General features: G+C 56.0%; 5 protein-coding genes and 1 pseudogene. 3 read left to right on the top strand and 3 right to left on the bottom strand.

Going from position 1 to position 9,182, the window contains the following annotated elements; genetic code table 11:
- Positions 1-226: pseudogene (locus IQ273_RS25970) on the top strand (antibiotic biosynthesis monooxygenase); the annotation flags it as partial.
- A 300-nt stretch (positions 227-526) separates the two neighbouring features.
- Here the strand turns inward: IQ273_RS25970 and treS are convergent.
- The gene (treS, locus tag IQ273_RS25975; RefSeq protein WP_194026041.1) at positions 527-4,048 is read right to left on the bottom strand and encodes a maltose alpha-D-glucosyltransferase; all 3,522 of its coding nucleotides are present in this window, start codon (positions 4,046-4,048) and stop codon (positions 527-529) included.
- A gap of 315 nt (positions 4,049-4,363) precedes the next feature.
- Here treS and malQ point away from each other — a divergent pair, with 315 nt between their 5' ends.
- Positions 4,364-5,872, top strand: a complete 1,509-nt coding sequence (gene malQ / locus IQ273_RS25980) for a 4-alpha-glucanotransferase (protein WP_194026042.1) — start codon at positions 4,364-4,366, stop codon at positions 5,870-5,872.
- Positions 5,873-5,958: 86 nt separating this feature from the next.
- Here the strand turns inward: malQ and IQ273_RS25985 are convergent, their stop codons facing one another.
- Positions 5,959-6,813: a lysophospholipid acyltransferase family protein gene (locus IQ273_RS25985; RefSeq protein WP_194026043.1), complete on the bottom strand. Its 855-nt coding sequence runs from the start codon at positions 6,811-6,813 to the stop codon at positions 5,959-5,961.
- Between the two features lie 186 nt (positions 6,814-6,999).
- Between IQ273_RS25985 and IQ273_RS25990 the strand changes: the two genes are divergently transcribed.
- Positions 7,000-8,211, top strand: coding sequence for a HAMP domain-containing sensor histidine kinase (locus IQ273_RS25990; RefSeq protein WP_228053894.1), 1,212 nt, complete (start codon positions 7,000-7,002; stop codon positions 8,209-8,211).
- Positions 8,212-8,250: 39 nt separating this feature from the next.
- Here the strand turns inward: IQ273_RS25990 and IQ273_RS25995 are convergent.
- Positions 8,251-9,182: cytochrome P450 (locus tag IQ273_RS25995; protein WP_194026044.1), on the bottom strand; the 932-nt coding region annotated here is incomplete at its 5' end.

Here is a 9,182-nt window from a genome sequence, read left to right on the forward strand (position 1 = left end):
GCCCAGCCCGCCCTACTACAAGCAGGTGGTGCTGGGGGTGCTGGCGGTCTACCCGCTGATTTTATTGGCCAATGGACTGCTGGGGCCGCTGCTGATCGGGCTGCCGCCGCTGCTGGCGCTGTTTATTTCGGTGATTTTTGTCTCGGCTTTGTTGACTTACCCCATTATGCCATGGTTGAGCAAGGGGCTGGCGTTTTGGCTTTACCCCAAAGCGCAGCGAAGGTAGGTGTTTGCCTTGGGGAATGCCGAGGACTCAGCTGGTCTTTGAGTTAGGACATTAGGGATCTCCAAAAGCCTTCGTGGGCCGCGCGCCCTTGCCAGAGACGTTGAATGTTTGATTCATTTCTGCAGTCAGCCAGCCCAGATTTTCTAACCTCCTCAAATTCAGAAATTTAGCTGGTTGATGGGCCTATCTCAACCTAGTAGATAGCGGCATAAGTGTGACGACTATTGCCAACCGCGAGGGAGCAGGGGAGCTAGGGAGCCAAGCGAGCCGGAATGGTGGGCATATTTCAGCCGTCGAGTACTAGACATTCTTTTCAGCTTCAAAGCTGGGGGAAACCTCATCTGGGTCGATCTCTAACAGATGCAGAATGCGCCGCAGGGGAATATTGACGTGGTTTGTTTGATCGACCAGCTCTCGGCCTAGGTTGTAGATGGCCTGCTCGATCACGTAGTTATCAAGCAGCACCTCCATCTCTTGCTGAGTCTGAGGCAAAAAGCCATCGAGGGAAGCCGTGTCTAAATAGGCTTTGATAAACGTCGTACTGACCCAGCGGTACCAAAACTCTGCCCATCGCTGCAATTGTTGTCGCTGTTCAGGCTGGCTGAGGCCGCTTTCGATTTCGTCATCAAGCGCGACGTTGACAGCGTAGTAAAACGATTGCAGCATGCCTGCGACATCGCGCAGGGGCGATCGCTTCATGCGGCGCTCGCTTAGACTGCGAGCCGGGTCGCCTTCAAAGTCGATGATGAAAAAGTCTTTCCCCGTGTAGAGCACCTGTTCAAGGTGGTAGTCGTTGTGGCAGCGAATCCGCAGGGCCGTAATTTTTTGATCTAAAACCGATTGAAACCGCTGGAGACAGACATCCTGCTGGTTCAAAACGGCTGTAGCCAGCGATCGCGTCTCCGAGGGCAGTGTATTCAGCCGGTTTTTGAGCAGCAAAAAGACCTGCCCGGTCAGGTTGCGGCTGTACTGGTAGATCGATCGCTGGTAGAGCGAGGTGAACGGTTCGGGCGCAAAGGCCGGGTCACTGTCGGCATCAATGGTGAGGGCGACGTGGAGTTCGGCGGTGCGCTGCCCCAGCAGTTGTATATTGGCCAAATAGCTGTTGATCGCCTTGCAGGCCGGAATTTGAGACTCAAGGGAGGGCAGCGGGCAGTAGGGCACCGGGAAAAAGACCTCAGTAGCACCTGCGCTACCGGTGGATTTAGGCTCTAGGGCCAGTGGCGAACCCGTAGGCATGGGCGCTTCGGACACATTGGATTGATCCATGACAACGAGGTCAAAGAAGTCGCGCAGATGATCAAGAGTGTAGTCCCAGCCGCTGCGGGTATCAGGAATATACTCTTGCAGAATACCAATCGTGATCGGCTCGGTGGCGGACCGATGGTAGGTCAGGGTACCCGCGATCGAGGTGATGTTGGTAAAGCGGTGATGGTCATCTAAAAAGCGGCGCACTTCCAGATCGGGGTGCTGGCCTTCATCCACTTTTTGAAACAGCTTTAGAATTAGGCGGTTTTGGGCCGTAACCCCGCTGGCCCTGGCGTAGGCGATCGAAGTGTTGTTGTGGGCACCTTTGATCAGCGTGGGCTCAAAGGGCTGGCTGGGCTCATCTTCAGACGCATCAATGGGTTCGCCCCCACTGAGCTGCCCGCTAAGCTGATCAAACAGCGCCGTGGTGGTAGAGACCAGTCTACCGGTGGCATTCTCGTAGATTTGGTGCCGGGCAATGCCGTCGAGCAGGGTGGTTAAAAATGGCTTGTCGGCGATCGCATCAAACAGCACAGCGACATCATCGCTTTGGGCCAGCTTGAGTCGGGTTACGACCGCACTGGGGTTTTCAGATAGCAGGTGCAGCGCCTGGTCGCCCTCGGCCACAGCCAAAAACAGCACGTAGGTTTGCGGATTGCCCTGAATATAATCGACGTGCAGCTCCACCATTTGGGCATGGCTGTGGCCGTAGGGAATGGCGATCGCCCCCATAATGCGAGCCGCCTGCACCGTGCGGATTCTGCCGCCAAACCAGCGGTGGTTGGCCAAGTAGTGGGGCAGCAGATTCTCTAAACTACCGGCAAATCGACGGGTTTCGGCTGACTGCAGCCGAGCGAAGGCCCCGTGCCACGCCCCATCGAGCACCAGCGTAGGTAGCTCGGTCTGAGGATCGGTAGCCGGTAGTGGCACCGCTGCGGGTTTGAGGGTAAACCAGTAGACCGCATAGGCCCCAATGCTGAGGAAGTAGGGCAGATCGTCAATGGGCGGAAACTCAGTGCGGCCAAAGATCTCGACCGGCACCCACCCCTTTAGTGCGACCAGATCAAGCTCGACGGTCTGCACAAAGCGCGACAGGTTGACAACGACCAGAATTTTCTCGTCTTCGTAGGTGCGGGTAAAAGCCAACACCTTGCGGTTTTCGGGATGCAACAGCTGAAAATCGCCGCTGCCCAGGGCGCGAAAGTGCTTGCGCATGGCAATCAGCCGCTTCGTCGCGTTGAGCAGCGAGGTGGAGTTGGCCCGCTGGGCCTCCACATTGACCGTGGCGTAGTGGTACTCAGCTTCGACAATTAGCGGCAAAAACAATCGCTGGGGGCTGGCACTGCTAAAGCCCGCATTGCGGTCGTAGTTCCACTGCATGGGGGTGCGTACGCCGTTGCGATCGCCCACGTAGACGTTGTCGCCCATGCCAATTTCGTCGCCGTAGTAGAGCACAGGCGTGCCGGGCAGCGACAGCAGCAGGCTGTTGAGCAGCTCGATCTGGCGGCGATCGTTGCCCAGCAGCGGCGCTAACCGCCGCCGAATGCCCAAATTCACCCGCATCTCAGGATCTTGGGCGTAGACGCGATACATAAAATCGCGGTCTTCATCGGTGACCATTTCCAGCGTTAGCTCGTCGTGGTTGCGCAGAAACAGGCCCCACTGGCAGTTGTCGGGAATGGCGGGCGTTTGCTGCAGGATATCGGCGATCGGAAAGCTGTCCTCCATCCGCAGGGCCATAAACAGGCGCGGCATCAGCGGAAAGTGAAAATTCATGTGGCACTCGTCGCCATCGCCGAAGTAGGCGGCGGCATCTTCGGGCCACTGGTTGGCCTCGGCCAGCAGCATGCGGTTAGGGAACTTTTCGTCGATGTGCTGGCGCAGCCGCTTCAAAAAGGCGTGGGTTTCGGGCAGGTTTTCGCAGTTGGTGCCCTCGCGCTCGTAGAGGTAGGGCACCGCATCCATGCGCAGGCCGTCTACCCCCATCTCCAGCCAAAAGTCCATTACGTCGAACACGGCCTGAGCCACCGCCGGATTGTCGTAGTTCAGATCGGGCTGGTGAGAGTAAAAGCGGTGCCAGAAGTAGGCGTTGGCTACCGAATCCCAGGTCCAGTTGGAGGTTTCAAAGTCCTGGAAGATAATCCGCGCTTCCTGATACTTTTCGTAGGTATCGCTCCAGACGTAAAAATCGCGCTCGGGGCTGCCCTTGGGTGCCCGCCGCGCCCGCTGAAACCAGGGGTGCTGGTCGGAAGTGTGGTTGACGATCAGCTCGATAATGACGCGAATGCCCCGCTGGTGGGCCGCCTGCATCAGATCTTTGAAGTCGTCCAGGGTGCCGTAGATGGGGTTGACATTCATGTAGTCGGCAATGTCGTAGCCGTCATCGCGCAGCGGCGACGGAAAAAACGGCAGCAGCCAGATCGCCGTCACGCCCAGGTCTTGAAGATAATCCAGCTTCCCGGTCAGGCCCCGAAAGTCGCCAATGCCATCGCCGTTGCTGTCGGCGAAAGCGCGCACCGGCACTTCGTAAATAATGGCGTTCTTAAACCACAGGGGATCATTCTTCAAAATCAATGGCTTCCTTCACGCGCAATACCAGCCCCTACGCTAGCGGAAATGATAGAAGGCGTCATCGTCCGGTGGTAAGAGCGATCGCGTTTTAGGATGGGCTATGCAGCACCCCATCTCCCCATCCAAGTCTTAGGGGGGATGCCTGTAGCCGACACTTTCTTCTATGAATAACATTGCCGATTCTGTTGCTGTTTCTATGGCCAACTCTGCGGAGCGACGTTTTCTGCCAACTGTTTTGATCAGGTTAAGGGCAGACGATTAAACCAGATTTATGCAGCCGAGATTCGGTAGTTATCCCCAATCCAGTAGCAAATTCGTATGAGTTTTCAACGTGCCAGTGGCGTTTTACTGCATCCCACCTCGTTACCAGGCCGCTTTGGCATTGGCGATCTAGGGCAGGCCGCCTACGCCTTTGTCGATTTTTTGGCCAGAAGTGGGCAAACGCTGTGGCAGGTTTTGCCGCTGGGGCCGACTGGCTACGAGCATTCGCCCTACATCATGAACTTCAGCACCTTTGCGGGCAACCCGCTGCTGATTGATCTAGAGCAGCTGGCCGCCGAGGGATTGCTGGAGGCCACCGAGCTAACGCCTTTAACCGACGTAGACCCTGAAAAGATCGATTTTGACAAAGTTATTCCTCACAAAACTCACTTTCTCAAGCTGGCCCACGATCGCTTTTTAAGCAATCAGGCGTCCGACCAGCAGGCCAAACTGGAACAGTTTTGCCAAGAGCAGGCCTCGTGGCTAGACGATTTTGTGCTGTTTATGGCGCTGCTGGAGGCTAACGAGGGCAAAAGCTGGAACTACTGGGAACCGGCGATCGTCCGTCGTGAACCCGACGCCCTGCAAGCCCAGCGCGAAGCCCTAAAAGACGCCATTCAATACCACCAGTTTTTGCAGTTTAAGTTCTTTGAGCAGTGGCAAAACCTGCGCCAGTACGCCAACGACAAAAACATCAAAATCGTGGGCGATATTTCAATTTACGTGTGCCACAACAGCTCTGACGTGTGGGCCGACCCGGAGATTTTTAAACTCAACCCCGACACCTTTGAACCCGCCTTTATTGCTGGCGTACCGCCCGACTATTTCAGCGCCACCGGGCAGCTCTGGGGCAACCCGGTCTACAACTGGGATCAGATCGAAAAAACCAATTTTGCCTGGTGGATCAAGCGCTTTCAGGTGACGTTGCAGTACGTCGATATTGTGCGTGTTGACCACTTTCGCGGCTTTGAGGCCTACTGGCAAGTGCCCGCTGGCGAAGAAACCGCTATGAACGGCGAATGGATTGAAGCGCCCGGTGAGCGGTTCTTTACCGCCCTAGAGAAAGCTTTGGGTACGCTGCCGATCATGGCCGAAGATCTCGGTATTATCACCCCTGAAGTGGAAGCTCTGCGCGATCGCTTTGACTTCCCAGGTATGCGCATTTTAATGTTTGCCTTTGGCGAAGATCCCAATAATCCTTATCTGCCGCACAACTACACGCGTAACACAGTGGTCTACCCCGGCACCCACGACAACGACACCATCATCGGCTGGTGGCAGCAGGCCAGCGACAGCGAAAGACAGTTTCTGGCCCGCTACGCTGGCTACGCCTCGCCCGACGCGATTGAGGCGATCAACTGGCTGTTTATTCGCACGGCGCTGGCCTCGGTGGCCGATCTGGCCATTATCGCCCTGCAAGACCTCTTAGACCTGGATGGTCATGCCCGCATGAACGACCCCAGCCGCAACGACGGCAACTGGCGCTGGCGCTACCGCAGTTCTACCCTGCTGACCCAGGCGCTGAGCGATCGCTTGCTGGCCATGACTCAGCTCTACAGTCGCTAGTCGCTCACTGCCTCCCAGATTTGAGGTAACTTTTGAAAAACAATTTCCCCAGTGGTGGGCAGTGCCCACCGTACAGCTGGCCGGGTTTAAGGTGCAGATCGCCTGTCGTGTTTAGCGATCAGCTCGTTGAGGTTGTGCTGCATCTGGTCGCGGACCTGCCTGTAGCAGGCATCGACGTAGGGGCGATCGCGGGCGGTCTCGGCACCGTAGCGCTCAAAATAGATTGGTGTGCCGATGTGGGTCGCGATCGGTCGGGGCCAGGGAATATTGGGCACGGGGCCAAAGGCAATGCCCCAGGGCAGCCCCAAATACACCGGAAAAACCTCTGGATCGATGCCCATAAACCAGGGCATACCCCAGTCGTGCAGCTGCTGCATGAGGGGGTAGATATCGGCTAAGACCAGCAGCGTGTCGTGGGCACCCCAAGAAACCACCGGTACGATCGGCAGGTGGCGCTGTAGGGCAATTTTGACAAAGCCTTTGCGATCGCCCAGATGAATGCGATCGCGCTGGCTAAATGGGCGAAAGACATCCCGCGCACCACCGGGATAGACCAAGATGCTGGCACCGCGATCGAGGGCCGCCAGGGCCATTTTCGGGTGCGCGGCGATCGCCCCGGCGCGTTCCGCCAGGCTAGCCAAAGGCGGAACCGCCTGCCATACCTTGGGGTGCATGAGGCCATAGACGGGGCGATCGGGGCCAAAGCGCCTGACCCAGTCGTAGATCATCATGAACATGTCTGGGGCCGCCAAGCCGCCGTTGTGAGAGCCGACCAGCATTACCTGGCCCTCAGGCATTTGCTCCCACCCCTCAGTTTGAACCTGAAAGTAATTTTCGTAAAGCCAGCCCCATAGCGGCTGAAAAGCTTGAATAAAGTGAGTATTTCGACGATCTAGAGACCAACCTGGACTATGGGTCGCCATAGGGCCGCAAATTTTCATCTAATGGTTATTTTCTAACCATACTCTAGAGATGTAGCCTTCTGAGCATTCCCAGAGGCATCACGAGCTACAGGGCTACTGAGGGCGGTATAAAGCCATCCGCCAAGACGGCTCTATACCTTTTACTAGATGCCCTTGCCTATCTCTATGGAGTAGCGTAAAAACGCTTGCCTAATCTCTGACTTTATGAAGATGGATTTCAGCACCATTCTGAATCAAAAGCGCGACACAATTATTGATTTGTGGATTGGTGCAGTTTTTGAAGATCAGCAGATTGAGGCGACCAATGAATTAACGTTCAACGCAGTGCGCGATAGTCTGCCCAGGGTGCTGCAATCTCTGGCCGATATGCTGGCCGATAGCGAGCTAGAAAACTTTGAAACTATTGATGAAGCTAGTTTAGAACATGGCTTGATTCGGGCAGAGCAGGGATTTGAACCGGCAGAAATTGCGCGAGAATATCGCCTGCTGCGATCGGTGATTTTTGAGGAATTGGAAACCGATTTGGTGCAGGCTTCACCCAGAGATGTGCTGTGGGCAACGCGGTTAATCAATACGGTGGTAGATGAGGCGATCGCTCGCTGCTTTGACAGCTACACCCAAAGCCGCATGGAGGAGTTGGACAAGCTCAGAACTCAGATGCAGCTCACCAACCAAGAGCTAACCCGCCTGGTACGGGCTAGCCACGACAACATGTCAAAACTCACCCACGAACTTAAAACGCCCCTGACTTCAATTATTGGCTATGCCGATCTGTTTCTGCGTCAGCAGCAGCAGCCCAGCCTAAAAGAATCCTACGCCCACTTAGAAAGTATTGAGCGAGTCTTGCGCAGTGGGCGACTGCTGCTGCGGCTGATCAACGATACCCTGCAGCTTCAGCAAAGCGACGGACAAATTAAGCTGAAGATAGTTACCATTACCCCGATCGATTTAATTCAGTCGGTGATAGAAATCGTTGAGCCCCTAATTCGCGATAAAGGGTTAGACCTGCGGGTAGACTGCGATCGCGCCCCTAAAACCGTGCAAACCGACCCCCTACGCCTGCAGCAAATTATCACTAACCTGTTGAGCAATGCTATTCGCTACACCGAAAGTGGCTATATTTCTATTTCTACTGAAACCCTGAATGACAACCGCTGGTCAATTGCGGTCAGCGATAGCGGCATTGGCATTGCCCAGGCTGAGCAGAAATATATTTTTGAGCCCTACTACCGCATCCACCACGGTCCCACAACTGCAACCGATCAGGGAACAGGACTGGGTTTGGCAATTGTCTCGCAACTGGTGGAGCTGATGCAGGGCGAAATTGTTCTGTCATCCTTCGTAGAGCAAGGCTCAACGTTTACCGTAATCTTGCCAATCGAGCACCAGAGACCCGAGCCAGCCCAGCTAGAGTGACTAACCACGGGCGTCGTCCGCTGCTCGTCTAGCGGCCCTCTATGCTGACTGGGCAACCACAAGCGATCGCGGCCGAAGATAAACCGGCATCCCATCTACCGGGTAGATCAGCAAATTCTGCTTCAAATTCTCCAGCGACGATCGCCCGTTCACCAGCTCCCAGCTAAAGTGGCGCAGCAGGTAGGCCAGCATCAGGGTCGATTCCAGCATGGCCAGGTGTTCGCCCAGGCAGCGGTGAGGGCCAGAGCCAAAGTCGATCATCGGTGGGGGCGGAGACTGGCGATCAGTGCTCAGCCAGCGATCGGGCCAAAATTTTTCGGGCTGTGGGTAAGCATCGGGGTCACGACCGGCCCCCAGCATCGACCAAAACAGACGCGTTCCAGCGGGTATCTCTAGGCCATCGACCACCATATCTCGGGTCGCCTGCAGCGACGTAGTGCCCGACGCCACCGAATAGAGCCGCAGGGTTTCTTTGATCACCCCTGACAGGTAGCTCAGCTCCTTTAGGCTGGCCAGGGTAATGGTTTCATGGTGTTTAAAGACGCGATCGACCGTGGCCTGGGCCGTCTCAAACACCTCGGGGTTGAGCGCCAGTTCTCCCACCGCAAAGGAGAGGGTGTGGGCGGTGGTATCGGTACCTGCGATCAGCATTTCAATAATTTCGGGCAGCAGGCTGGCGCGGGTGTAGCGAGGTTCTTTAACCGCAATTTTGACCAGCATCGACTGCTGAAACAGAGGACTAGTTTTGGCCAGGGCATCGGGGTCGCCGTCGCGCAGCTGCAGGGCCAGGTCTAGACGCGACTGCAAGCAGGTTTCAAAATGGCGGCGGGCGGCCCAGTAGTCTTTGGCAGCCTGGGTGGGAAGGTACTTTTGCCAGGGTTTTTCGCCGACGGCCACCCGCAAGAACCGATAGGTCAAGACCGACATGGCGTTGTAGGTCGGCTCAATCTCTAGGGGTGGGCCTTCGGGGC

The organism is Nodosilinea sp. LEGE 07298, assembly GCF_015207265.1.
In the GTDB taxonomy this organism is placed as follows: domain Bacteria; phylum Cyanobacteriota; class Cyanobacteriia; order Phormidesmidales; family Phormidesmidaceae; genus Nodosilinea.